The sequence below is a fragment of the Macrococcus lamae genome (genome assembly GCF_004359545.1).
GTDB classification, from domain to species: Bacteria; Bacillota; Bacilli; order Staphylococcales; family Staphylococcaceae; genus Macrococcus; species Macrococcus lamae.
The window spans coordinates 1-26,393 of sequence record NZ_SCWB01000001.1 but is presented as its reverse complement, the minus strand read 5'-3'; the positions used below and the strand labels follow the sequence as shown (position 1 = coordinate 26,393).

General features: G+C 41.1%; 26 protein-coding genes and 2 other annotated features. All 26 genes read right to left on the bottom strand.

All coding sequences use genetic code 11. The annotated features are described in order from the left end of the window. Positions 1–125: 125 nt before the first annotated feature. Positions 126–2,417: a protein translocase subunit SecDF gene (gene secDF / locus ERX29_RS00130; RefSeq protein WP_133442649.1), complete on the bottom strand. Its 2,292-nt coding sequence runs from the start codon at positions 2,415–2,417 to the stop codon at positions 126–128. Between the two features lie 79 nt (positions 2,418–2,496). Next, entirely contained in the window at positions 2,497–2,775 is a 279-nt protein-coding gene (gene yajC / locus ERX29_RS00125; protein ID WP_133442648.1) for a preprotein translocase subunit YajC, read from the bottom strand. A gap of 9 nt (positions 2,776–2,784) precedes the next feature. After that, positions 2,785–3,924, bottom strand: a complete 1,140-nt coding sequence (gene tgt / locus ERX29_RS00120; protein ID WP_133442647.1) for a tRNA guanosine(34) transglycosylase Tgt — start codon at positions 3,922–3,924, stop codon at positions 2,785–2,787. A gap of 11 nt (positions 3,925–3,935) precedes the next feature. After that, positions 3,936–4,961, bottom strand: a complete 1,026-nt coding sequence (gene queA, locus ERX29_RS00115) for a tRNA preQ1(34) S-adenosylmethionine ribosyltransferase-isomerase QueA (protein WP_133442646.1) — start codon at positions 4,959–4,961, stop codon at positions 3,936–3,938. Between the two features lie 2 nt (positions 4,962–4,963). Beyond that, positions 4,964–5,977 (bottom strand): Holliday junction branch migration DNA helicase RuvB, encoded by a 1,014-nt coding sequence (ruvB, locus tag ERX29_RS00110; RefSeq protein ID WP_133442645.1) that lies wholly within the window; start codon positions 5,975–5,977, stop codon positions 4,964–4,966. Positions 5,978–5,989: 12 nt separating this feature from the next. Further along, entirely contained in the window at positions 5,990–6,574 is a 585-nt protein-coding gene (gene ruvA / locus ERX29_RS00105; protein WP_133442644.1) for a Holliday junction branch migration protein RuvA, read from the bottom strand. Between the two features lie 9 nt (positions 6,575–6,583). Further along, on the bottom strand, positions 6,584–7,030 hold the full coding sequence (locus tag ERX29_RS00100; RefSeq protein WP_133442643.1) for an ACT domain-containing protein: 447 nt from the start codon (positions 7,028–7,030) through the stop codon (positions 6,584–6,586). Positions 7,031–7,038: 8 nt separating this feature from the next. Next, positions 7,039–8,328, bottom strand: coding sequence for a GTPase ObgE (gene obgE, locus ERX29_RS00095; protein WP_133442642.1), 1,290 nt, complete (start codon positions 8,326–8,328; stop codon positions 7,039–7,041). A 12-nt stretch (positions 8,329–8,340) separates the two neighbouring features. Further along, complete coding sequence (locus ERX29_RS00090) at positions 8,341–8,844, bottom strand: Spo0B domain-containing protein (protein WP_133442641.1); 504 nt, start codon at positions 8,842–8,844, stop codon at positions 8,341–8,343. Between the two features lie 86 nt (positions 8,845–8,930). Next, a complete protein-coding gene (gene rpmA / locus ERX29_RS00085) occupies positions 8,931–9,215 on the bottom strand; it encodes a 50S ribosomal protein L27 (protein ID WP_133442640.1) in 285 nt (94 codons plus the stop codon). 10 nt (positions 9,216–9,225) lie between these two features. After that, entirely contained in the window at positions 9,226–9,546 is a 321-nt protein-coding gene (locus ERX29_RS00080) for a ribosomal-processing cysteine protease Prp (protein WP_133442639.1), read from the bottom strand. Further along, positions 9,546–9,854 carry a 50S ribosomal protein L21 gene (gene rplU, locus ERX29_RS00075; RefSeq protein ID WP_133442638.1) on the bottom strand — a complete coding sequence of 103 codons (309 nt, stop codon included), beginning with the start codon at positions 9,852–9,854 and terminating at the stop codon, positions 9,546–9,548. Before rplU ends, ERX29_RS00080 begins: the two co-directional genes overlap by 1 nt. A 13-nt stretch (positions 9,855–9,867) precedes the next feature. Further along, positions 9,868–9,939: a sequence feature (ribosomal protein L21 leader region), on the bottom strand. Between the two features lie 51 nt (positions 9,940–9,990). Beyond that, positions 9,991–10,494, bottom strand: a complete 504-nt coding sequence (gene mreD, locus ERX29_RS00070) for a rod shape-determining protein MreD (protein ID WP_133442637.1) — start codon at positions 10,492–10,494, stop codon at positions 9,991–9,993. Then, complete coding sequence (gene mreC, locus ERX29_RS00065) at positions 10,494–11,348, bottom strand: rod shape-determining protein MreC (RefSeq protein ID WP_133442636.1); 855 nt, start codon at positions 11,346–11,348, stop codon at positions 10,494–10,496. The genes mreD and mreC overlap by 1 nt, the downstream gene beginning before the upstream one ends. Before the next feature lie 33 nt (positions 11,349–11,381). Continuing rightward, entirely contained in the window at positions 11,382–12,503 is a 1,122-nt protein-coding gene (nagZ, locus tag ERX29_RS00060) for a beta-N-acetylhexosaminidase (protein ID WP_133442635.1), read from the bottom strand. A gap of 55 nt (positions 12,504–12,558) precedes the next feature. After that, positions 12,559–12,921, bottom strand: coding sequence for a DUF4930 family protein (locus ERX29_RS00055; RefSeq protein ID WP_165981008.1), 363 nt, complete (start codon positions 12,919–12,921; stop codon positions 12,559–12,561). Positions 12,922–13,057: 136 nt separating this feature from the next. Further along, positions 13,058–13,540, bottom strand: a complete 483-nt coding sequence (locus ERX29_RS00050) for a GNAT family N-acetyltransferase (RefSeq protein WP_133442633.1) — start codon at positions 13,538–13,540, stop codon at positions 13,058–13,060. A gap of 20 nt (positions 13,541–13,560) precedes the next feature. After that, entirely contained in the window at positions 13,561–15,303 is a 1,743-nt protein-coding gene (locus ERX29_RS00045; RefSeq protein WP_133442632.1) for an ABC transporter ATP-binding protein, read from the bottom strand. Then, entirely contained in the window at positions 15,303–17,042 is a 1,740-nt protein-coding gene (locus ERX29_RS00040; protein WP_133442631.1) for an ABC transporter ATP-binding protein, read from the bottom strand. Before ERX29_RS00040 ends, ERX29_RS00045 begins: the two co-directional genes overlap by 1 nt. 266 nt (positions 17,043–17,308) lie before the next feature. After that, positions 17,309–17,596: a hypothetical protein gene (locus ERX29_RS00035; RefSeq protein ID WP_133442630.1), complete on the bottom strand. Its 288-nt coding sequence runs from the start codon at positions 17,594–17,596 to the stop codon at positions 17,309–17,311. A gap of 51 nt (positions 17,597–17,647) precedes the next feature. Further along, positions 17,648–18,316: a RadC family protein gene (gene radC, locus ERX29_RS00030; protein ID WP_133442629.1), complete on the bottom strand. Its 669-nt coding sequence runs from the start codon at positions 18,314–18,316 to the stop codon at positions 17,648–17,650. Beyond that, positions 18,316–19,023 (bottom strand): prepilin peptidase, encoded by a 708-nt coding sequence (locus ERX29_RS00025; RefSeq protein WP_133442628.1) that lies wholly within the window; start codon positions 19,021–19,023, stop codon positions 18,316–18,318. Before ERX29_RS00025 ends, radC begins: the two co-directional genes overlap by 1 nt. A 234-nt stretch (positions 19,024–19,257) precedes the next feature. Further along, positions 19,258–20,643 carry a YfcC family protein gene (locus ERX29_RS00020; RefSeq protein WP_133442627.1) on the bottom strand — a complete coding sequence of 462 codons (1,386 nt, stop codon included), beginning with the start codon at positions 20,641–20,643 and terminating at the stop codon, positions 19,258–19,260. A gap of 56 nt (positions 20,644–20,699) precedes the next feature. Continuing rightward, a complete protein-coding gene (locus ERX29_RS00015; RefSeq protein WP_133442626.1) occupies positions 20,700–21,965 on the bottom strand; it encodes a bifunctional folylpolyglutamate synthase/dihydrofolate synthase in 1,266 nt (421 codons plus the stop codon). Positions 21,966–21,975: 10 nt separating this feature from the next. Continuing rightward, complete coding sequence (locus ERX29_RS00010) at positions 21,976–24,597, bottom strand: valine--tRNA ligase (protein ID WP_133442625.1); 2,622 nt, start codon at positions 24,595–24,597, stop codon at positions 21,976–21,978. A 79-nt stretch (positions 24,598–24,676) separates the two neighbouring features. Next, positions 24,677–24,884 (bottom strand) — a binding site (T-box leader). A 20-nt stretch (positions 24,885–24,904) separates the two neighbouring features. Beyond that, entirely contained in the window at positions 24,905–25,957 is a 1,053-nt protein-coding gene (locus ERX29_RS00005; RefSeq protein WP_133442624.1) for an AbrB family transcriptional regulator, read from the bottom strand. Positions 25,958–26,393: the final 436 nt, after the last annotated feature.

The following is a 26,393-nucleotide window of genomic DNA, read 5'->3' as shown; positions in this document are numbered from 1 at the left end:
TCATAGCAACTCAAAACATTGTCTCAATATATCATTTTAAGCCACAATAAATTTCAAATAAAATACTGGAATAAGCAGAGAAATCTGCTTATTCCAGTATTTATCAATAACCATAAGTTCACTTATTAAACATAAATTTTTTCATCATTGGCTTTTTTCTCTTCATAGACAACCAGTCTGCCGCCATTATTTCTTAGCTGACGCTTCTTCAGGATGCCCCATAACGGAACAGCGATGAATATTGAGCTGAACACACCAGATAACAGACCGATCAGCAATGCTACCGAGAAGTTGAAGATACTTGGCGCACCAAGCAGGATAAGTGCAACAACGACTATGATGACCGTTAAAACAGTATTAATTGAACGCGTCATTGTCTGTCTGATGGAACTGTTGACAATTCGGTCAATCTGTTCAGGTGCCGTAATGACCTTTATTTTATGAAGGTTCTCACGAACACGGTCAAACGTTACGATGGTATCGTTGATGGAATAACCGATAATCGTCAGCACAGCAGCGATGAATGTCATATCCACTTCTAGTCTGATGACGCTGAATATAGCAACAATAAGAAAGGCATCATGCAATAAAGCAAGGACAGATGTCAGTCCCATACGCCATTCAAAACGTAACGTCACATAGAGAATGATACCTAATGAAGCGATCAATGTAGCGATCATAGCATTTTTAGCAAGTTCTTTCCCGATTACAGGGGAAACTGTATTGACATTAGGTTCAAAGCCATACTTATCATCAATCGACGTCTTTAAATCCTGAATCTGACTTTTCGTCAATGCTTCCTTATATTGAACTACACCATTCTCATTGTTATTGCCGGCTAGTGTGACATTATCAGTCGGCAGATTAACTGTTTCCAGTTCTTGTTTCAGCTCTTCAACTTTTATCGGCTGAGAGCTTTTTATATCTACTCGCGTACCACTGGCGAAATCAATTCCAAGGTTCAGCTTAAAGATAGATAGAGAAGCAATTCCGAGCAAGATAGTAATAGCTGACGCAATAAGCAGAGGTTTTGCAAGTTTGACAAAATCAATGCGATCCCATCTTGAGTGTAAGTTATGGACATCCATCCCTTCACTCAAGTCATGGCGGTCAGCCTGCTTAACTCCGAACCAGCTGAATTTATCATTGAACATGTTTGAATGGACGACCAAAGATAATAATAGTCGTGTAAAGAACACGGATGTAATAAAACTCATCAATATTGCCAACAGCAGCATCGTCGCAAAGCCTTTAACACTGCTGACACCAAAGACAAACAGCACAAGTGCCGCAAGTACTGTCGTAATATTAGCGTCGAAAATAGTCAGGAATGAGGACTGTGATCCTTTATGATAGGCCTGTTTAATACTTCGGCCGATTTTCAATTCATCCTTAATCCGCTCATACATGATGATATTAGCATCCACAGCCATCCCTACTCCAAGCACAAGTGCTGCGATACCTGGTAGTGTCAGCACACCATTGATCAGATTAAAAGCGACAAGTGTCAAATAAATATATGCTGATAAAGTAATCACTGCAATCAGTCCTGGAAGTCTGTAATAGAGCAGCATGAATAGGAAGATAATACCTACACCGACCGCTGATGCTAACAGCGTTTTCTGCAATGCATCCTGGCCAAACTGTGCTCCTACTGAAGTTGAATATATCTCATCCAGTTTGACGGGAAGGGCACCGGCATTCAATAAATCAGCAATGTTTTTAGCGCGCTGTAATCCGTCAGTTCCGTTAAATCCGCCTGAAATCTCAACGTCGCTTGAGTTGATCGGCTGATCAACAGAAGCGGCACTGACATATTTTGGCTGTTTGCCTTCCTGCTCACGTTTCACTTCTGCTTTGTAACTGTCTTTACCTTCTTCAAAATCCATCCAGATGACCATAATATTCGGATTCATCTTGGATACTTTCTCTGTCACCTGTCTGAACTTGTCAGCAGATTTAAGTTTCAATAAGACATTCGGTTCATTTGTATTCTGTTTGAAGCCTTGTTTTGCTGCACCTTGCACCAGATCTTTACCTGACAGCAGCAACTTATCATTCGCATCTCGGATTGTTAAGTTCGCACTTGTTGATAGAATTTCACGCGCTTCGTTCTGATTTTTAACTCCCGCTAACTGAACACGGATTCGATTTCCTTCTTCAATCTGAATCTTCGGTTCTGATACTCCGAGTACGTTGACACGTGATTCCAACGTTTCACTTGTTGCTTTTACAGCTGTGTCATCAATCTTGTCGCCTTTTTCAAGTGGCTTTACTTTATAAAGTACTTCGAAACCACCTTGCAGATCCAGCCCGAGATTTACATCTTTCATGATATTTTTAGCTGTCACACCAATTAAAGTGACCAACAATACCGTTATCAGGACGAGCGCCACTATTCTACTTTGCTTTTTCACACTTTCACCTCTTAATGATCAGTCACTAATAAAAATCTGCCATTATCATATCATAGTTTCTTTGATGGATTGCACTTAATTATGACAGTCTTATTGATTTTACTGCTTCTTTGTCGATAATGAGTTCTTGACCTTTGCTGTTGACAGCAATAGTTAAAGTTTTAATGTCGACTGCGCGGACAGTACCATGGATTCCGCCGATAGTCACTATTTTATCACCGCGTTTTAAGTTATTCATCAATTGCTGCTGAGCTTTTGCACGCTTCTGTCCAGGTCTGATAATAGCAAAGTATGCGACCAGCAATAGGACAAGCAGCGGCAGTACATTTAGTAATATTAATTGAAATTGTTCGTTCATAAGTGCCTCCTAGAAATTTTTTGGATTTTCAACGTTCAGACCATAGCTTTCAAAAAACTCTTCTTTGTAGTCGAGCAGTCTGTCCTGACGAATAGCTTCTCTTACTTCTTCCATCATATTAAGCAGAAAGTGAAGATTATGAATAGTGGTCAGACGGATGCCGAATGTTTCATCTGCTTTGATTAGATGACGGATATATGCTTTAGTATAGTTTTTACATGTATAACAGTCACATTTCGGATCAAGCGGCGTAAAATCTCGTTCATACTTGGCATTTTTAATGACGACACGTCCTTGTGACGTCATGCATGTGCCATTCCTTGCAATACGAGTCGGCAGCACACAGTCGAACATGTCAATGCCGCGAATAGATCCTTCAATCAAAGCATCCGGTGATCCGACTCCCATCAAATAACGAGGTTTATCGAATGGCATCAGTGGAGTCGTATGTTCCAGCATGCGGTACATGACCGGCTTTGGTTCGCCGACCGATAACCCACCAATGGCGTAACCAGGAAAATCCATCGCCACTAAATCTTTGGCACTCTGAGTGCGAAGATCTTCGTATTCTCCGCCCTGGATAATACCGAAGAGCGCCTGGTCCTCAGGACGGTTATGTGCCTTCAGGCAGCGTTCCGCCCAGCGTGACGTTCTTTCAATAGAATCTTTAACGTACTTATATTCAGCAGGCATCGGCGGACATTCATCGAACGCCATCATGATATCTGAACCAAGGTCATTTTGAATGTGCATCGCTTTTTCCGGGCTTAAGAATAGTTTTGAGCCGTTCAGATGATGTCTGAAATGGACTCCTTCTTCTTCAATCTTACGCATATCACTCAGACTGAAGACCTGGAAACCTCCTGAATCCGTCAGAATCGGACCGTCCCAGTTCATGAATTTATGCAGACCACCTGCCTCGCGGATGACATCGTTACCGGGGCGCAGCCAAAGGTGATACGTATTACTTAAAATAATTTTTGCGTTCATCGCTTTTAATTCTTCAGGACTCATCGTTTTAACAGTTGCTTGAGTGCCGACCGGCATAAACATCGGTGTCTCAAATGAGCCGTGAGGGGTGTGCACAATACCAAGTCTCGCGCCTGACTGCTTGCACGTCTTTATATGTTCATAAGTTACTGCTGGCATAATAATCTCCTTTAATAAATGAACATGGCATCGCCGAAGCTGAAGAAACGGTATCGTTCTTCGACTGCCTGTTGATAGGCATTCAGCACATGTTCTCTCGTTGATAAACTTGAAATCAGCATCATCAGCGTTGATTTCGGTAGATGGAAATTGGTAATCATCGCATCTATTCCTTTGAATTCATAGCCAGGATAGATAAAAATATCTGTCCATCCTGATTCCTCTTGAAACTGCTCGTTATGGGAAGCTATTGTCTCAAGCGTTCGAGTAGATGTAGTTCCAACAGTAATGATGCGATGTCCTGCTGCTCTTGTCGCATTAAGCAAGCCTGCTGTTTCTGCTGTCATCTCGTAATACTCGCTATGCATATCATGCTCTTCTATATTATCTACACTGACCGGTCTGAATGTACCAAGACCGACATGAAGTGTAATATAGGTAACATTGACACCTTTAGCTTTAATGGCTTTAAGCAGTTCTTCTGTAAAATGCAGCCCTGCAGTCGGTGCTGCAGCAGAACCGACTGCTTTAGCGTAGACTGTCTGATAGCGCGACTGATCTTCCAGCTTCTCCTTAATATAAGGAGGCAGCGGCATTTCCCCTAGTTCCTCGAGCCGTTCCTGGAGTATACCATCGAATTCGAGCGTCATCACTCGTCCGCCCTGCGGTAAGTTCTCTTTGCAGACCGCCTTCAGCTTTCCTTCACCAAACGTCACGACTGCTCCAGGATTAATGCGCTTAGCCGGTTTAATCAGCACTTCCCAGTCATTGCCTTCCAGCTGTTTCAGCATCAGCATCTCTACTTTAGCACCTGTTTCTTCCTTGACACCGAACAGGCGCGCCGGCATTACTTTCGTATCATTTAATACAAGTGTATCTCCTGGTAATAAATAATCAATAATATTTTTAAAATGGCTATGAGCGACTTCACCAGTTGCTTTGTTCAGCAGCATCAACCGACTTGACGTACGGTCAAGCAGTGGTGTCTGAGCAATTAATTCTTCAGGTAGCTCAAAATCAAAATCATTAACATTCACAGTTACTTCCTCTTTTCATTACTATACGGATAGTTAAAGTGTTCGTACGCATGCATTGTAGCTTGCCGTCCTCGTGTCGTTCTCTCAAGAAAGCCTTTCTGAATAAGAAACGGCTCATAGACGTCCTCAATCGTCACACGTTCTTCCCCGACGCTGACAGCAATCGTATCTAAACCGACTGGACCACCATTATAGCGCTCTATGATATTGACCATGATTTTACGGTCAATATGGTCAAGCCCATGCTTATCAACCTGCAGCATGTCAAGTGATCGAGTTGTTGTACTGACTTCAATATAATCGTCGCCAATCACCTGCGCAAAATCACGTACTCGGCGCAGCAGACGATTGGCGATACGCGGCGTCCCCCGGCTCCTGCCGGCAATCTCTGCTGCAGAATCTGCATCAATATCTATTTCAAAGACAGCAGCAGTGCGTGTAATAATCTCCATTAAGTCCTTGTCATCATAATAATCAAGTCGCAGATGAACACCAAATCTATCACGCAGCGGCGCAGATAAATTACCCGCCCGTGTTGTTGCCCCAACTAATGTAAAAGGTGGCAGGTCAATTCTGATGCTCCTCGCTTCCTCTCCTTTACCGACAACGATATCTAAGCAAAAATCCTCCATCGCAGGATATAGAATTTCCTCTACAACACGGGATAGTCTGTGAATCTCATCGATGAATAACACATCACCTGCGTTCAATGATGATAAAATCGCCGCAAGATCTCCTGGACGTTCAATAGACGGACCGGACGTTGTTCTTATATTGACATCAAGTTCATTGGCAATTATATTGGCGAGTGTTGTTTTACCTAGACCCGGCGGTCCATACAACAGCACATGATCCAGCGCTTCGTTTCTTAGTTTAGCTGCCTGAATAAAGACATCGAGGTTATTCTTAAGCTTATTCTGTCCAATATACTGATGGAGCAGCGTCGGGCGCAGACTGAGTTCAGTCTTTGCTTCCTCCATGTTCATCAGAGTATCGTCCATCATACGTTCATCCATTTAGCCACTTCCTTAAGACACTAAAATCTGCAAACCACGTTTAATGTTTGCATCAACTTCACTTAAATTCTCGGACTTCAATATTTTTTCGACTTTTACAAGTTCACGGCTGGAATAACCTAGCGCTTCTAAAGCAAGCAGTGCTTCGGTAACTGCAGTCTGATCATCATACTGTTCAAATACTGCAGACTCATCTGTAATGATCAGCTTACCTTTCAAATCAAGAATAATCTGGCGTGCCGTCTTCTTACCAATGCCTGGAAACTTAATCAAATAAGTTTCATTTTCCTGTTCGATTGCCTGTTTCACTTCATTTGGCGAACTCGTAGCGAGAATGGCAAGTGCAGATTTAGGACCTATTCCTGTGACCTTTATTAAAGACAGGAATAATGCTTTTTCCTCTTCTGATTGAAAGCCGTATAATGTATGAGCATCTTCCCGGACAATGAGCTGAGTATATATTTGCAGTTCTTTTGTCAGGAATTTCTGAAAGCGATATGGATTAGGTGTTAGACATTCATAACCGACGCCTCCGATATCAATGACAACGTGTGTCGGATAAATCTGATTGAGCGTACCTTTCAAATAAGCGTACATAGTTCCTCCTTACATGGTCATTCCGATCAGCTGAACGTGGTTGACACCATCGATGTTCTTCAGCTGATCAAGCAGGCCGTTAATTGTCAGTTCAATCTGGGTCGCATTTAATGTGATGGTAATCGTCGTCTTCTCTTTAATCGGCAGACTCTGGTGGATCGTCAGAACAGAACCCTGCTCAGCCGCAATAAGTTCAAGAACACGGCTTAGCAAACCAATGTTATCATCGACATGAAGCAGCATCGTCACATTGCGTTCAGTCTTGGTGTCATCAACCGGAAAAATAGTATCTTTATACTTATAATAGGCACTACGCGACAAATCAAAGCGTCTGACAGCATCAAAAATTGACATACGAGGTTCATCATCAAGCAAAGATTTAACCTTCAAAGTTTTCTTGATCGATTCCGGCAGCACATCTTCTCTGATCAGGTAAAACTTCTTTTTATCTGACATCAGGCCACCTACTCTACAAACTCAAATTCTCCGCGTAAAATACGGACGATATCACCATTTTTGGCACCACGTGCACGCAGAGCATCATCGATTCCCATCGTACGCATTTGACGGGCAAACCTTCTGACAGCAGCATCACGTGTGAAATCTGTCATCTTGAACATACGTTCAATAGAATTGCCGCTGACAACATAAGCACCGTCATCATCACGTGTAATTTCAAAGTGATCTGCTGATTTCTCGTGTTTGTACATGACACGGTGAACACCTGTTTCTTCTTCCTGCAGATCGTAGTCAATGTCTTTTGTCGCATCAAGAAGATCGGCTACACGGTAAAGTAGCGTATCGATATTTTGATACGTCGCTGCACTTAGTTCAATGATTTCTATGTCATGTCCGACTTCTTCTTTAAAGAGTTCTAAGTTATCGTCAGCACCGAACATGTCCATTTTGTTAGCGACGACGATCTGCGGACGTTTAGCCAGCTTTTCATTGTACTGCTTCAATTCCTTATTGATTGTTACATAATCTTCGTATGGATCCCGTCCATCTGTTCGACCCATATCGATAATATGGATAATGACGCGCGTCCGTTCAACGTGACGCAGAAACTGATGTCCAAGTCCTACTCCTTCTGATGCGCCTTCAATCAATCCCGGAAGGTCAGCCATGACGAAGCTTCGATTATCTTTTGTCTGCACGACACCTAGATTCGGTTTTATCGTTGTAAAATGATAAGCTCCGATTTTCGGCTTAGCTTTAGATACAATCGACAGCAGCGTGGATTTTCCTACACTCGGGAAACCGACTAAACCGACATCCGCCATTAATTTAAGTTCTAAAACGACTTCCAGTTCTTCTCCAGGCTCACCATTTTCACTGAATTCCGGTGCTGGGTTGGAAGCAGATGCAAAACGTGAGTTCCCTCGACCTCCTCGGCCACCTTTAGCGACGACTGCCTGCTGACCATGCATTACTAAATCTGCGATAACTTCTTCTGTTTCCGCATTTTTAACAATAGTGCCTGGCGGAACCTTCAGAATTAAGTCTTTCGCACCGCGGCCATGCATATTGCTCGACTGACCGTTTTCGCCTTTTTCCGCTTTGAACATGCGTTGAAATCTGAAATCGAGGAGAGTCCTTAACCCTTCATCCACTTCAAAGACAACAGAGGCCCCTTTACCCCCATCGCCTCCAGCAGGACCACCCATCGGAACGTATTTCTCACGTCTATAAGCAACGATTCCGTTTCCTCCATCGCCTGCTTTAAGATTAATTTTGACCTGATCGACAAACATCTGAACACCTCTTTATCTGTTGATTTTAAATTTTGCTGTTAATATACTTTCCGATAGTTCCCAGTCGAATGCATCGTTTCCTTGGATATCAGTGTAATTTCCTCCTGATAAAATGAAGCAAACTTCAAGCGCGTCCTGGTCATCATAGAGTTCAATTTCTATCAATTGTCTGCCAGTTGCAGATATATGATGAATAAAATCCATCCAGCAGTTGAATTGTTTCGTTATAAATGTATCACTGACACAATCTCCTGAAGTATTGACTTCAAACCGCCAGCTGTAATTCTGGGATCGTGTTTTATGGTCTATCACTGCTTCCAGAAAATTCGGCCATGGCAGCTGGAATAACTTCTGTTCTTCGCGTATGACTGTCATCCACTTTGCTCCACTGTCTTTCGCTTTATCATATTCTTCAAGTTCAAGATAGCTCGTTATCATCTGTAATTGATTGCTGAGATCGTGTTTAGCGCGCGTATAAACATCCAGTGCTTTCATCACATACTCCTTTATCATCATTATAACAGAAGACTGTACGACTGGGGTGAACACTGTGCTAAAAAAGAAAAGCACTTGAACATAATGTTCAGTGCTTTAATGTGTTATTATTTCGCTTCCGCGTATACAGAAACTTTCTTCTTGTCACGTCCGAAACGTTCGAATTTCACAACGCCGTCGATTTTAGCGAACAATGTATCATCTCCGCCGCGTCCTACGTTTTCACCAGCGAAAACTTTAGTACCGCGTTGACGGTAAAGGATTGAACCACCAGTGACGTATTGACCATCAGCACGTTTAGCACCTAAACGTTTTGATTCAGAGTCACGACCGTTACGTGTAGAACCTACCCCTTTTTTCGATGCGAAAAATTGTAAGTTTAATTTCAACATGAGTTACACCTCACTTAAAGTTTAGTTTTATGAACTGACCATATTCATCTGCAATCGTTTCAAGAGAAACAATCATTGACTGAATAATCAGCTGAGCTTCGTTATTGTTTAAATCTATCACACGGAATTTGAAAAATCCACCATCATGTGCATAATCGATGTCCGGTCGTTCATCAGTCAATCCGAGAATCGCGTTCATACTGCCGAAGACAACAGCTGATGCGCCGGCGCAAACAAGGTCCTGACCATACGGTGCAGAATCTGCATGTCCTGTCATCTCAAAATCTGTGACTTTACCGTCATCATTAACAGCAATGGTTACATTGATCATTACGCGTTGATCGCTTCAATAGTTAAACGTGTATAAGGCTGACGATGACCTTGTTTACGTTTGTAGTTCTTTTTAGGTTTGTATTTGAAGACAGTAATTTTTTTACCGCGGCCGTGTTTTTCAACTTTCGCTGTAACAGTAGCACCTTCAATTACAGGTGAACCTACTTGCACTGATTCTCCACCTACTAATAATACTTTGTCAAAAGTGAATGTCGCACCTTCTTCTGCATTGATTTTTTCAACCCAGATTGTTTGACCTTGCTCCACTTTAACTTGTTTTCCACCAGTTTCGATAATAGCAAACATACTTGCACCTCCTAATAATTTTAAGTCACGCCGTCTGCAGGTGGATTGCTCACTTGAACCTGAAGTCGTGCGGTTGTATGTAGCTATAAACTACTCAACTTAAATATAATAGCACCCGCATTTTGAGAAGTCAACTTTATTTATAAGTTCTTTCCAATGTTTTGAGAATAACTGGGAAGATCAGGACGATAAGCAGCAAGTTCATCAGACTTGAAGGAATACCATGCGTGCCTAAAAATACGAAAATATTCATCTTTGTATTAGTCAGTGTTAAATACATGATATAAAATACACTTTCAAATAACAGGACAAACATAAACATTAGAGCGATCATAACAGTAATGTCCTTGTAGAATACTTTAAACAGCTGATTCATCATTATAATGAAGACGATATAGCTGAAAGTATATATGCCATAAATCGTGCCGAGATAGACATCGGACAAGAGACCAAAGAATATGCCGAGAATCAAGGCGATCGTCGGATTTTTATAGACGGTCAGCATCAATAGATAAAGGAGCAGCAGATGACTCGTAAAATAAAACGCCTGACCGAACAGCGTGACAGGCATCATTGTGTTGATCAATGTATCCAGATAAAACAGCAGCAAGGCAATGAGCGGAATAACAACGACCTGCATTAACTGCCACTTCCTTCAGTGACTGTAGGACTTTTCTTCGCTATGTACACATGCGTAATATCGTTAAAGTTCGCTGCTGTTTCAACATACGCCATCTGACTTAAACCGAATTCATCATTTTCCACTTTTTTGACTTTACCGATCAAAATACCTTTCGGAAATTGTCCGCCGAGGCCACTTGTAATGACTTTTGTACCGACTTTGACCTTGACATTATTTTCGATATCACTCAGTACGAGCAGATTCTTGCTATCATCATAATGGTCTATCATTCCAAAAATCTCACTACCTCCCTGCTGGAGAGATACACTGATTTTACTTGCTTTTACACTCGATGATATCAGTTCAACTTGACTGGAATACGCATTCACTTTTTTGATGCGGCCAATAAGACCATCGTTTGTTATCACAGCCATATTTTCTTTAATAGCTGAAGATTCGCCTTTATTGATAATGAATGTATTCATCCACTCATCCTGATTGCGGGCGATGATTGTCGCTATTACAGGATCATATTCTGCAATACTATCTGTTTTAAGCATATTCCGCAGTTCTTTATTCTCTTTTTCAAGCCGATAGTTATCCGCTTCAATCTGGCTGAACCCTTTAATTTTTTCTTTGAGTTTTCTGTTGTTTTCTACTGCATCCCACATATTGACCACATTGGTTAAGTTATGCGAGATAAATAATGCTGGATAAGAGACAATGCGCTGTCCTAGTGCAGCGGAATCACCTGCAATCTGTTCAGGAACCGAAGTCGTTCGTTCTCTTAATGATAAACCGACAAGCATGATGAAAATAATCAGTCCGAAAAGAACAAATACTAATTTGTTCCGACTGTAGAATTTAGGCAAACTGAACACCTCGTTGATCTTAATCGTTAGTAGTTAAAGAATACCATATTTTGATTTTAATCGAAGAATTTTTTCGACATTTTCATTGAGTTTCTTTTCACTCAGCTGACTGCTCGCTACTTCTTGTTCAATCTGCTTGACTAAATATGGAATATTCCCTGTGTCAGAACCGATGAGAACCATAGTATTTCCCGCTTTGAACGCTTGTTTTACGGCATCTATCTGGTTATAGTGACTGGTAATTGCACCCATTGCCATATCGTCCGTAATAATCACACCGTTATAACCTATATCTTTTCTCAGAAGATCAGTCACAACTGCCTTTGATAATGAACTCGGTGCATTATCCAGCTGCTGCATCTGAATATGTGACACCATAATCATATCCAGTTCATCTTTCAGCGCATTAAATGGTTTTAGCTCCACATTCTTCAACCGGTCCATGTCATATGTATTGATAGGAAGTGACTGATGAGAATCTGCAAATGTATCTCCATGCCCTGGAAAATGTTTGCCGCTCGTGACAATTCCTGCATCCATAATTCCTCTGTTGAATGCGCCTGCCATTGTCGTTACCTGGTCCGGTGTTGTACCGAAGCTTCTGTCACCGATTACAGTGTTTGCGGGATTTGTGCGGATATCCAGTACTGTTGAAAAATCGAGATTGAAATGCAATGCTTTTAGAGTGTCACCAATCCATCGACCACGCTGATAGACAATATTTTGATCACCAAGGCTGGATAAGTAAAAAGCAGATTCAGTATTACCCAGTTCTGCAGGCAGACGATTAACTCGTCCACCTTCCTGATCGACCCCAATAAAAAGTGGAATTTCCTGCTGCGAGGAATAGATAGCGTGATTCAATGTCATCACTTGATCTGCACTTTGAATATTTCTTTTGAATAAGATAACACCTCCTAATTGATGATGTGTCAGATCAGTAAGTTCCGGTGTCATCACGGTACCATCAAACCCGATGATCAATGACTGATAAATTTTTTCTTCCAGCGTCATTCTATCTACTATTAGATGAGTCAAATCGACTTGTTCCAACTTCTTATATGACATTTTTTCATTGAAATTCTTATAGCTGTGATGTTGCTGACAACTTGCCAGCGAGAAAATAGCCAGTGTTACAAGAAATAAAGCTCTCATATATGCTCCTTAACAAAAAAATAATTATCCGAAGATAATTATTTTTAATATACCATTAATATGCTGATTTTTCCTGTAAACTCATTTTCTGACCTATTTGCTGCAATTGATTCTGCAGGTCCTGTTCTGATTTAAACATCGTAATATTTTTATCACCAAAACGGTACAGTAAAAAATCAGAACCTCGCTGACCAATCAAGTAGTCATCGTTATATCCCAGCCGTGTCAAGCCGGAAACGTCCATAAACTCCTGCTTATCCATAAAGTTAAATACATTTTTCACTTGTGTCAGAGGAATATTTTTAAATAATTCATTATTCTCAAGTGAATAGGTAGTTCCATTTTGCGGCACAATTGCTGACTGTTCTGTTTTCTCACTGCCAAACAGCTCAATCCCTGGTATATCACCTTTAAACATTATAACTATAATAATTGCTGCTATAAGAGCAATTAATATCACAGTACGTATTAATCTAATTGCCAGCCGGAATAAAAATATCATCTTTTCACCTCTATTGCTACTATAGATGATAATTATTGAGGTGACATCGGTCCTAAGAAGGAACTTCCATCATCATCACATAAAATAACATTTTTTCGTTCCCTTCAACGACTTCAAACTGTTTCACCTGCCGGAATCCAGTACTTTCATATAATTTGACAGCACGTTGGTTAATAGCAGCAACAGTCAGCCGGAAATACTCCACTAAATACAACTGCTGATAAAATTCCAAAATAAGTGCTATTAACTGACTGCCATAACCTTGTGATGTCATATCGGGGCGCAGCGCAAGACCTATATCGATGCAGTTATGAATGTCATCATACGGAGCATCCACTGTAGCTGTTTCTCCATCGCAGAAGAACGCAGCTAATGATTCATTACAGAATACAGCATAGTAGTGACCGTTCTGAAATTCCTCTATGACAAACGGGTCACCTTCGATATTATAGAACCGATAGTTTTCACCAAAATCCCATACAGCAATCTCTTCTGCAAGTTGACGTGTCATCGGTCTGATCTCTACAGCGTTCATTGTACTTTTAACCACCTTGTTTACTGACTTCCTGCCGACTGCAGACGATACATTTTAGCATACTGTCCATTATGGCGGATGAGTGCTGCATGGTCTCCAGACTCAATAATCTCGCCTTTATCAAGGACGATAATTTTGTCCGCATTCTTTATCGTCGATAATCGGTGCGCAATGATGAATGTTGTTCTACCCTGTTTCAGTACATCCATAGCATTCTGAATAATTTCCTCTGTCTCAGAATCAATACTTGCAGTCGCTTCATCAAGAATCAATATTGCAGGGTCAAATGCCAGCGCACGGGCAAATGAAATCAGCTGACGCTGACCGCTTGATAATGTGCTGCCTTTTTCCACAACGGGTGTATCGATACCAAGCTCCAGGCCATGAATAACCCGGTCACCACCGACTGCTTCCAGAGCAGCAACCGCACGGTCACGTGTAATGGCAGGATCATTCAATGTAATATTGCTAAGAATCGTTCCACTATACAAATACGGATCCTGCAGCACAATACCCATTGATTGTCGCAGTGATTGTTTTGTCACTGTTTTGGAATCCACCCCGTCGATGAGGATCTGTCCATGTGATGGATCATAAAATCGGAACAGTAAGTTCATAATAGAGCTTTTACCAGACCCAGTGTGACCGACAAGAGCAATGGTTTCCCCGCGTCTTGCTTCAATATTGATGTTTTTCAGCACATACTGATCATCCTTATAGGCAAAAGAAACATCTTTGAAATCTACTTTTCCCTGTGCAGGTATCATCACTTTGTCTTCCATGACTTCTGGATTCTCATCCATCATCTCATAGACACGATTAGCGGATACTCTCGCTTGTTCCAGCACACTTAAGTTATTCACCATATTGAACATCGGATTGAACAATCTAGTCAAATAATCCACAAGCACATACATCATACCGACTGTCATTGCATCCGAACCACTTAAGAAAGTAGAACCGAACACATAGATCATCACAGCAAATATAAGCGCACGGATTGTTCCCATTAAATTGTGACTAGTCAATGAGTCAAGCTGAATAATTCTTGAGTAGTTCTGTAAATATGTTGTATTCAATTCATTGAACTCATCTTGAATTTTCTGTTCCTGGTTGAACGCTTGAATAATCGTCATCCCGTTGATTGATTCATTCAGCATGGCGTTCATGTCACTGTTCTTCTCCCGGGTCACATGATTATACTGATCAGACAACTTACGATAGAATGTCAGCCAGCAGAACAGCAGCGGGACAACAACGAGAGCTGTAAGACCGATCTTCCAGTTGAAGAAGAAGATAGCAATGATAATTCCTAGAATATTGACAATCCCGGAAATATAGGTCGGGACCATCACGGTAAATAATTCAAGAATCGTCTGTGTATCATTTGTGATTCGTGCAACAACTTTCCCAGCAGGCAGATTATCAAAATATTTGATAGGCAGACGCTGCATATGAACGAATAAATTATTTCTTAAATTTTTAATAACGTTAGAACCAGCGTTCTGAAAATAAATTGTCTGATAATAACTAAGTACTGCATTGACGACGGCGATTGCCGCATATAACGCAAGCAATATATAGATTGGCTCCATATCGATTACGCCTGATCGGGCGGTTCTTACATGGTCGTCGATAATTCTCATAGCAATGATCGGCCCGGCCAGTTCAGCAAGCACTGCTAGAATCAGGATGATAAACCCGATGATAAACATTCGCTTATATTGCATTGCTTCATTAATTAATCGTCTAGTGACTGACATTACTGCTCCTCCTCTCCCAGTTGCTGACGGTCAAACTGCTCCTGATACCAGCCGCCCGCCTGCAGCAGCTGATCATGTCTACCCCGCTGTATGATTTCGCCATGACTCATGACGACAATGAGGTCTGCATGCTGAACCGCAGACAGTCTATGAGCAGCAATAATGGTTGTCTTACCGCGTCTCGACTGCTGAATATTATCGATGATTGCTGTTTCTGTCTTCGCATCGACAGCAGATAATGAATCATCGAGTATTAAGATTTCAGGATCTTTAATCATCGCCCGTGCAATGGATATTCGCTGCTTCTGACCACCTGAAATTGCTATTCCTTTTTCGCCGACTAATGTTTCAAGACCTTGCGGCAAGTGTTTGACATCTTCTGTAAAGTTCGCCAGATGAATCGCATATGCAATTTCTTCATCTGTTGCATCAGGTCTGCCGAACTTAATATTTTCTTTCACTGTTCTAGAAAATAAAATATTTTCTTGCGAGACATAACCGATTTTATTACGTACGTCCTGCTTCGTCATCTGCTGGATCACATGACCGCCGAGAGAAATGTTTCCTTGTCCGACTGGATACTCCTTCAAAATCTGCTTGATCAGCGTTGTCTTACCACTACCAGTCGGACCAACGGTACCTAATGTCTGACCAGCTTTAAGTTCAATATCGACCGCTTTCAAGTTCACTGACTCACTGAGCGGATACTGAAAATCAACGTTCTGAAATGCAACTTGATGTCCATCCGGCACAACAGACTCGACAGGGTCCTGCAGTACATCTACCTCATCCATCACTTCCATGACCCGGTCAAGAGAGGCATTTCCACGCTGCATGATATTAAATAATAGTCCAATGGCAAACATCGGCCAGACCAGCATATTTAGATAAACATTGAACGTTATCAGCCCCCCGATAGTCATCTCTCCTTGATTGACTAAAAAACTGCCATAGCCGAGTGCAATGATAAAACTCAGCATCGTGACGATGATGGTCAATGGCTTGAACAAAGCATCCAGCCGTTCAACATGCATGAATTTGTTCACGACGTCTGTTGTCATTGCAAAAAACTTGTGATTTAAATTCTCTTCCTGGGCAAAGGCACGGGTCACACGAATGCCTTCTATGGATTCCAGTACATCATCGTTCATGTCCCCAAATGCATCTTGACTGACTGTGTAACGTTCGTGAATCAATTTACCGAGCCGCTGCTCAATAATAGCTAAAAACGGCAGCGGTAATAGTGCAAAGAATGTCAGTTTCCATGATATTGTGAAACCCATCATAAGAATAATTGTAGCCATAAATGTCGTACTATCTATCAATGTCAAAATACCAAAACCAACGGTCTGTCTGATGGCGGACAAATCATTGGTCGCACGAGCCATTAAATCTCCCGTACGGTTCTTTTCATAGAAACTCGGACTCATCGTCAGAAATTTCGCCATCAGTTTACGACGCATCAGACTCTCAAGCAGCTGTGAACCATTAAACAATAAATAGCGCCAGAAATAATGGATGCCATAGCCGATCACAGTCAATACGACAAAAAAGACAAGAATTTCTGTCAGCAGTTTCTGTGTCAGTTCCTCAGAATTAATGTAATCAATCGTTTTACCGATAATCCACGGCGGCAAAATTTCAGTTACATTAGCCACCAGCAGAAGGACGACTGCAATGATATATCTTTTCTTCTCCTGTTTAAAAAACCAGCCTAATTTAAATAATACTGAAAACATAACTTCACTCCTTCTCTGTTCAATCCTGTTGTCCTAAACGCAAAAAAAGCGCACACCTCCCTGATGGAAAGCATGCGCTTTAAACGTAAGGAGTTAGACTCCTCCCATGAGCTATTAAATAGACCACTGAGGAGGATGATATGAAAATACAATACGTTGCTGTTCCTGATAGTTTTTCATTGCTTTATCCTCCTTTTCTTAATTTTCAATATTATCATAATTCAAAAAATAGACTTTGGCAATCAAAATATTCGTTTTCCGAACAATTATTTTTTCAGCCACTTCTTCATTACATAGAGAAATCCGAGACAGATCAAGCTCCATACTAACCCAGCAGCAAGTGTGCTGAATATGACAATCACTATACTGCCTTGATATGTATTTTCCATCAATGTGAAAAAGATGAGCGGAAACAGACTCATACCGATAAAGGCTATGATAAATGTCCTGATAAAATGCTTTCTTAAAATAACAGGCTCTCTGTTCAGCATGCTGTACATATAAACCATCGGCGCAATCAGCAGCAGCAGGAAGACAATCGCAAAAATATCCATGTGTTCACCTCTCCTTGATTATAAAGGAAAGTCCGGCACATGACACATAAATTAAAGTAGTCCTTTTTCCTTAATACTGACAAATGTACCGTTGCCGATAATAATATGATCCAGCAGTTCAATGCCGAACATCGTTCCACAGTTCATCAGACGCTTAGTTGCTTCGATATCTTCAACAGAAGGTGTTGGATCTCCACTGGGATGATTATGAACCACGATGATATTGGCAGCAGAACGTTTCACCGCTTCTCTGAAAACTTCTCTCGGATGAACAATTGAAGCATTCAATGACCCTTTGAAGATTACTTGTTCATGAATGACAACATTCTTCGTATTTAAATAGAGAGCGATAAAATGTTCCTGAGTATAATACCTTAGCCGTTCCATTAATAAATCTGCTACACATTGAGGTGACTTTATGCGGATTTTATCTTCCAGAGAATGCGTATGCATGCGTACCGCCAGTTCAATCATGGCAAGCATAGTGACCGCCTTCTTTTCACCGATGCCTTTAATGTCTCTCAGCTCCTGCAGCGTCAAATATCTTAAATCTCTGACATTGCCGACAAGATTCAATATTTTATTGGCAACTTCCAGCACCGTTTCATCTTTAGTTCCGGTATTGATAATAATGGCCAGCAGCTCTTGATTTGTCAGCTGTTCCGGTCCATAAGTCATCAAGCGTTCACGCGGTTTATCATGTTCTATCATCGTCAACATTAATTTATAAATCCTCCAAAGTAAATAGAATGTAATTCATCGTAGTAAATGAGAACAATGATCGTGCTCGTTGTAATAAAAGGAACGAGTGGTATCTTCTTCAGTTGATTCTTATAGAACAGAAAAATGATTGCTGCGATACCGCCGATAATATAACTCAACATAAAGATAAGAATGAAATACTGCCAGGGCAAAAACAACGACATCACAGCTAACAATTTGATATCGCCGTAGCCAATACCCTTAGTTAGAAAATAAAACAGATGAAGCAGTAGAATCAATACACTGGAGTATAACAGATGGCTGAAGTTGAACAGCTGATCAAAGTTAAAGATCAGCAGCAGCAGAAAGAAGAGAACCGTCATGTGGTTCGGTATACGAAAGTGATGAGTATCATATATTGCAAGTGGAACTAAAAAACAGATGAGCAGTATACGATTGCCGGTCATATCGTCAATATGAACAGTAAACAGCAGAAATAACAACGCGAACAGCAGCTCAGTAATGATGTGATTGCCAGGTATAGGCTGACCGCATGATCGACATTTACCCTTTTGAAGAATAAAGCTGACAACTGGAATCAGCTCATGCCAGGTTAGAAATTTTCCACAATGATCACATTGAGAGCGCCGGAGTAAAGTATCTTCAGCATATAGCACACATAACATGAACGATCCCATCATACTGCCGACAATTATAGCCCACATATCATCACCTCAACTATTGATGACTTAACTATAAATCAATTTTATCGATACGTAAAAACGCAGAAAATGATGAAATGCGTATGGTTCACTGCAGATTCTGATGAAAAAGTTATGATTCATTGTTTTCTGCAATCATTTCACTGCTTTTCGTTAAAATAAGCATGTTTTGAATTTATAATAAAATAAAACTGCAGCGACAGTGATGTCATTGCAGTTCATTATGAGAATTTTTAATTAGGTGATATATAAATAGACGATCATACTGCCGAGACAGATCACGACCCAAATTAGAGATATTTTCCAGACAAACTTCAGCCATTTTGTATAAGGAATGCCTGCTACAGCTAACAGCCCCATGAGTGAAGCTGATGTCGGAATAATATTATTGCTGATAGCATCTCCGTACTGAAAAGCAAGTACAGCAAGCTGTCTGTTAATATCAAGCAGATCGGCTATCGGTACCATGATAGGCATAGTGGTCATCGCCTGACCGGAACCCGATGGAATAAAAAAATTGAGAATAAGCTGTGTGAAAAACATGGCGACGACCGAGAATGCAGCCGGCAGGTGATCGATGAAATCAGTCATATAATAGACGATTGTATCTATGATTTTACCTGCTTCAAGCACAACGACAATAGCACGGGCAAATCCGACGATGAGGGCTCCATAAAGAATATCCTTCATACCTTCAATCATGGCATCAAAAGTTCCGTTCAGTCCCAGTCCTCCTATCAGACCGGCAACGATGCCCAGTATCAGAAAGTTCGCACTCATCTGTACGAGAAACCATTCATATTTGAAAATACCATAGACGTTTATGATGACTGTCAGCAGCAGCAATAACAGTATCCATGCATGACGCTGATTAAAAGGTTGAATCTCATCTTCAGCGACTTCATCAGAGAGAGTTCTCCGCTCAATGATGTCGATATCATTCACGATACTTTTTTCGGGATTTTTTCTCACTCGTTCTGCATACCACATGACATAAATAATACCGCTGAGCAGTACCAGCAAGTAAACAATTGTTCTGAACAGCCACCCTGAGAATAAGGGGATTTCTGCAATTTTCTGGGCAACTCCTACCGTAAACGGATTCAGCATACCTCCCAGAAAACCAATACCTGCACCAAGAGCTACCATCGCTGCTCCTACTATCGCGTCATAACCAAGTGCTGCAGCAAGTGCAATTCCTATTGGAACAAAAACAATTGCTTCTTCACTCATACCAATGGTAAAACCTAAAATACTGAACAGTATCATTGTAAGAGGAATCAGCCACTTCCCATACCTCCCCGCCTTTCTCATCATTGAATTGACGCCAGCATTGATTGCATTGGTTCTATGAATAATACCAAAAGCACCACCTACTAGGAATATGTAGAAGATGATTTCTGCTCCCGCTATCATACCATCTGGAACTGCTCTAAACACTTCTATAGGTGAAACAGGTGTCTGGCTAACCTGGTGATACGATTGATTGACTACTTCTGTCCGACCATCCACTTCTTTTCTGTCAAAAGTGCCCGCAGGAATAATGTATGTCATCAAACAGGCAGCAGCAACCAAGAACAGCAACAGTGCATACGTATGCGGCATTCTGATTTTTTTCTCCATTATAAAAACCCCCTTTTTTAAGAGGGTTCCCTATTTTCTGAATAGTTAAATAAATTCTAATGTTTTTTCAAATAATCTTTTACGGCACTGATGAAATACAGACTTCCAGTTACCAGCAGCATATCTCCATCATAGGATTTAATAAAAGCTCCATAGTCTTCCACTTTTTCCACACGTTCATGTTCAACGTTTTCGTAGATAGTATCAACAGGTAATGCTTTAGGAAAATCAAATTCTGTCACATAAAACGTTGCTGCTATATCTTCCAGTGCCATCATCATACTACCGATAGGTTTGCCGTCAATTGCAGAAAACAGGACGTCGATACGTCGGTTAGGATAGTAGGCATTCAGTGTTTCGACAAGCGCATCAATCGATTCCTTATTGTGCGCCCCGTCAAGAATAATCGTTGGATTCTCCTGAATTTTCTCGATGCGCCCGGTCCAGGTAGTTTCTTCTATCGCATGAATCATTTTATTGAAGTCGAGCATAATGATACCGCGTTCATACATTTCGATCAAAGTCGTAATCGCAACAGCTGCATTCTCCTGCTGGTGATGTCCGATCATCTTAAGACCGATGTGCTCCAGTTCATAATCCTTATAACGATAAGTAAACTCACCATCAAAAGGAATGACATGAAAATCCCGGCTGAATTCGATTGCTTTAGCGTGATAGTGCTCAGTCTGACTTAAGACATAATGACGGGCTTCCTCATTTTTAATCGCATAGATAAGCGGTACTCCAGGTCTTACGACCCCTGCTTTTTCTTTCGCTATATCAAGATAAGTGTCACCCATAATATTTGTATGGTCAAGACCAATACTGGTCAGAACAGTCATTATCGGCATAAAAACATTGGTTGAATCGTTCTTAGCACCGAGTCCTGCTTCTACAACTACAAAATCCACAGGCTGAACTTGACCAAAATAGACAAACATCATCAAAGTAATGATTTCAAATTCAGTTGCTGGTCCTAAGTCAGTTTCTACAGTCAGCTGTTCACTGATTGGTTTGACTTTCTCAACAAGAAGCACAATTTCTTCATCCGTTATAGGTTGACCATTCAAACTAATACGTTCATTGAATGTCTCAATATAAGGTGATGTAAAGGTGCCTATCGTGTAGTCATTAGCCATCAATGCATTTTTTAAATAACTGACCGTTGATCCCTTGCCATTTGTTCCGACGACATGGATACCATTAATATGCTTTTCTGGACTGCCGAGTCGCTCGAGCATCCACTGCATTCGTTTAATTCCAGGTTTAATTCCAAACTTCGTCCGTTCATGTATCCAATATAAGCTTTCTAAATAGTTCATAAATTCGCCTCTACTTTAATTGTGCTAAACGTTCTTTCACTGCGTTATAGCGCTCTGTATAAGTGAGCTGCTTTTCCTTTTCTTCATTGATGACTTTTTCAGGTGCTTTAGATACAAATCTTTCGTTGGCAAGCTTTTTATTGACTCGGTCAAGCTCATCCTGCCATTTTTCCAGTTCTTTTGTCAGACGTGCTCGTTCTTTATCCATATCAATCAGACCTTCGAGCGGCAGAATCACTTCGCCGCCTGTTACAGGGAGTGTCATTGCTTTTTCTGTTACTTCAGGGTTAAGTGCTATGATCAGTTCAGATGGATTACAGAATCGCTCAAGAAAGAATCTGTTGCGTTCAAGCTTGTCTGTTACGTCTTTATTGTTCGTCTTGATAGTCATCGGAATTTCACGGGACATTGGTGTGTTCACTTCATTACGTGCTGTACGTACCGCACGGATAATCTCCATCAGCTGTTCCATCTCCTGCTTAGATGACTCGTCAGACAACTCTGCTCTCACGACCGGCCATGATGCGGTAACAATGGAATCGCCGACGTGCGGCAGGTTCTGCCAGATAGACTCAGTCACAAACGGCATAAATGGGTGCAGCATACGCATGATCTGATCAAGTGTATAGGCAAGAATAGAGCGGGTCGACTGTTTTGCTTCCTCGTCGTCTCCATTCATTGGAATCTTACTCATTTCAATATACCAGTCACAGAAGTCATCCCATATAAAGTTATAGAGGCTGCGTCCTACTTCTCCGAATTCATAACGTTCAGCAAGACGGGTCACTTCTTCAATGGTTTCATTCAGACGTGTTAAAATCCACTTGTCAGCGACAGATTTCTTTCCGTCTAAAGTTATATCCGACGCTTTGAAATTATCTCCAATATTCATCAGACTGAAACGAGATGCATTCCAGATCTTGTTGATGAAATTCCACGTAGCTTGTACTTTTTCAGTGGAATAGCGTAGATCCTGACCTGGTGTAGAACCTGTAGCAAGGAAGTAACGTAGAGCATCGGCACCATATTCATCTATGATATCCATCGGGTCGACACCGTTTCCAAGAGATTTACTCATTTTACGGCCATCTTCTGCTCGTACAAGTCCGTGAATCAGCACGTTATCAAACGGACGTCGGTCTGTGAATTCAATTCCCTGGAAAATCATCCGGGCAACCCAGAAGAAGATGATGTCATAACCCGTTACCAGTACATTAGTCGGATAGAACTCTTTGAAATCAGCTGCATCAACATCCGGCCAGCCGAGCGTTGAGAATGGCCATAATGCACTTGAGAACCACGTATCCAGAACGTCATCGTCCTGTCTCCAGTTGTCAATGTCAGCTGGAGCAGTTTTACCGACATACAGTTCACCCGTTTCCTTATGATACCATGCAGGAATCTGATGTCCCCACCACAATTGACGGGAAATACACCAGTCATGAATGCCTTCCATCCAGCGGTTAAATGTACCTTCAAATCGTGGTGGAATAAAATCAATACGGTCATCTGACTGCTGATTCGCCAGTGCCTGATCGGCAAGCGGTGCCATCTTAACGAACCACTGTGTGGACAAGTAAGGTTCAACAACTGCACCGCTTCGTTCACTATGTCCGACTTGATGAATATGTTTCTCCACTTTTACTAATTCTCCGGTCGACTTCAAGTCTTTAATCAGCTGCTTGCGGCAGTCAAAACGATTCATCCCTTGATATTTTCCAGCAAGCTCATTCATTGTACCATCTTCATTCATTATATTGATGCGTTCCAGTTGATGACGATTACCGATTTCAAAGTCATTCGGATCATGGGCAGGTGTGACTTTCATCGCGCCTGTTCCGAAGTCCTTTTCAACATAGTCATCACCGAGTACTGGAATTTCTCGACCCATTATAGGCAGGATTACAGTTTTACCGATCATCTCCTGATAGCGTTCATCCTCAGGGTGCACGACAACTGCCGTATCACCGAGCAATGTTTCAGGACGAGTCGTTGCTATTTCAATAAATCCACTGCCGTCCGCGAGAGGATAATTAATATGATAAAAAGCGCCTTCTATCTCCTCATGAATAACTTCAATATCACTGAGAGCTGTACGTGCTGCAGGATCCCAGTTGATAATACGCTCACCACGGTAAATCAGCCCTTTTTCATACATCTTCACAAAAACTTCCCGCACAGCTTCAGACAAGCCTTCATCCAACGTAAAACGCTCTCTGGAATAATCCAGTCCAAGACCAAGCTTTGCCCACTGCTCACGAATAAATCCGGCATATTCTTCTTTCCATTCCATCGTATGCTCTAGAAACTTTTCACGGCCGATATCATGACGCGAGATGCCATCTTCACGTAATTTAGCCTCAACTTTTGCCTGTGTTGCAATACCTGCATGGTCCATTCCAGGAAGATACAGTGCATTATATCCCTGCATTCGTTTCATTCGAATGATAATATCCTGAAGTGTCGTATCCCAAGCATGACCGATATGTAACTTACCCGTTACATTCGGCGGTGGTATAACAATAGTAAATGGCTTTTTCTGTGAGCCGCTTTCTGCTTTAAACAATTCTTTATCTACCCATTTTTCATATCGTCCCTCTTCAACTAGTTTAGGATTATATTTTGTGTCCATAAGTGTCCTCCTGTATATAAAATTTTAATTAAAAATCATCAAATATAGCGAATAACTATAAAAAAATCCCGTCCTATAACAATAGGACGGGATTAATCTCGTGGTACCACCTAAATTCAGCCGAAGCTGCACTCAATCAGATTAACGCTCTTTCACGCTTCTACCTACTATCAGTTCAGCAGAAGATCCTTGCGGGCTACCTTCAATCAAAGACACTGTACAGTTTCACCAGCCCTGTACTCTCTAGAAGTATTCATTGATTTACTCTTCCCGTTCAACATATGAATATGATTTAATAGTAGCCGATTCAAATAGACTTGTCAATCTGTCTTGCCTTTAAGATATATTGGACAAAAGGCGCCACTATAAGAAGAATAAAGAAAATCCTGAAAATATGATAGCTCGATATCATGGCAACATTCGCTCTTGTTTCAAGACCGACTATTATAATCTGCGCCATCCCCCCAGGCGCCGCACTTAAAAATAAATCATTGAATGGATGTACGGTTATCCATGTAAAAAGAATGACAATCAGTAGTGTCACAAAAATCAGCATCATGTTCTGTATAAGAATCCCGATAAACAGACGTTTCGATAATTGACTGGACAGACTGTACATCTGCAGACCAATCCTCACACCAAACATTACTTGAGCGATGGCGATAAGAAAATAAGGTGTTGAAAATGTCACATCTGTTATTAAATTCCAGATGATAATGACTAGAATGGGCGCAAGCAGCTGCGGTACAGGAAGATGGATTTTAGTCATGAGCCAGCAGACAAGCAGCATCGCGATGATTAGACCGATGATAGTCCATATTTCTAGAGCCTCAAAAATAACAGGCTGCCGATGAACCGGGTGACTTGAACTACCTGAATGATGCAGTGAACTGATCAACGGAACAATCATGATGACAAATAATAATCTCGATGTCTGCGATAATGTCACTACCAGTAAACTGGCTTTTTCATTTTCCTCGGCCATCACGATCATCTGACTGAGTGCGCCGGGTATTGAACTGAGCAGCGCTGTTTCAAACGAACAGTCCACGATTCTTGCAAATAGCAGTGACAGCGCAACAGCAGCCAGCAGGATCATTATATTGAGAATAATAATATTTAAAATATCATTCTTGATATCCATTACTACTTCATTCGTAAACGTTGCACCGATCTGAGCGCCCAGAATAAACAGACCAGCGTCACCGAGTACATGTGGCCATGTCGCCTTCTTATTTGAAACTTTGCTAAATAGTACAGCAGCGATAATAGGTCCGAACAACCATGGCAATATCATGCCAACTTTCATTAGAATAAATCCCGCTAAAAGAGCAGAAACAATTAACAGTACTTGAACCATCCGGTCACTTCCTTTAATAAATATTGTATCAAATTTGTTTAGAAAGATGTAAGCAGGCTATGTAATAATTATGAAGATATAAGGAGGTAAACTGATGATCAGATATGCAGGCGGTTCAACAGGATGTTTATTCTCAATCATTATTTCAATCGTATTATCTATTTTACTGACATTACTGCTGAATATGATTTTTTAGTTTTTCATTAACTATAATATTTTTAAAACGGAAATGCTTATTAATTTAGGCATTTCCGTTTTTATCGGATTAAAAATTTGCATAATAAAAAGCCGTGAATAACATTCACGGCTTCAGACTGTAGACAAACTCATTTTGAAAATGGGTTTGTCTTTTCTTTTTCTTCGAAAAATAAAAAATATCGATTTGCAGTCGTAGTTATTACTGGCTACTTCCTGGTCTGGCACCAGGAAGTTCGCC